The 690-nt window shown below is 67.5% G+C and carries 1 protein-coding gene; it reads left to right on the forward strand.

Annotated elements, in window-relative coordinates:
* Positions 1–690 (forward strand): acyl-CoA dehydrogenase family protein (locus ACXJKJ_RS30685; protein WP_457395251.1); only part of this gene is annotated, 690 nt, incomplete at both ends.

Here is a 690-nt window from a genome sequence, read left to right on the forward strand (position 1 = left end):
GCGTCGGTGACGAAATCGGCTGCGCGCTCGACCAGGCCACCGGCGAAGTGACCACGCCGCCGGGCTTCAAGCAGGCCTACGCACAGTTCGTCGAGGGCGGCTGGACCGGCCTCACCGCGGCGCCAGAACTTGGCGGCCAGGGCCTGCCGCACACCCTGGGCGTGCCGCTCAATGAAATGATCAACGCCGCCAACCTGGCCTGGGGCAACTTCCCGCTGCTCTCCCACGGCGCCATCGAAGCGCTCAAGCAGCACGGCGAAGCCTGGCAGCAGGACGCCTTCCTCAAGCCGCTGATCGAGGGCCGCTGGACCGGCACCATGTGCCTGACCGAACCGCACTGCGGCACGGACCTGGGCCTGCTCAAGACCAAGGCCGAGCCCAACGCCGATGGCAGCTACGCCATCACCGGCACCAAGATCTTCATCACCGCCGGCGAGCACGACCTCACCGACAACATCGTCCACCTGGTACTGGCCAAGCTGCCCGACGCACCGGCCGGCGCCAAGGGCATCTCGCTGTTCGTCACCCCCAAGTTCAAGGTCGACCGCGGCGGCAAGGTCGGCGAACGCAACGCGCTGCGCTGCGGCTCGATCGAACACAAGATGGGCATCAAGGGCTCGGTTACCTGCGTGATGAACTTCGACGGTGCCCAAGGCTACCTCGTCGGCCAGCCGCACAAGGGCCTGCAGG

It is taken from the genome of Roseateles sp. P5_E1 (genome assembly GCF_054049335.1).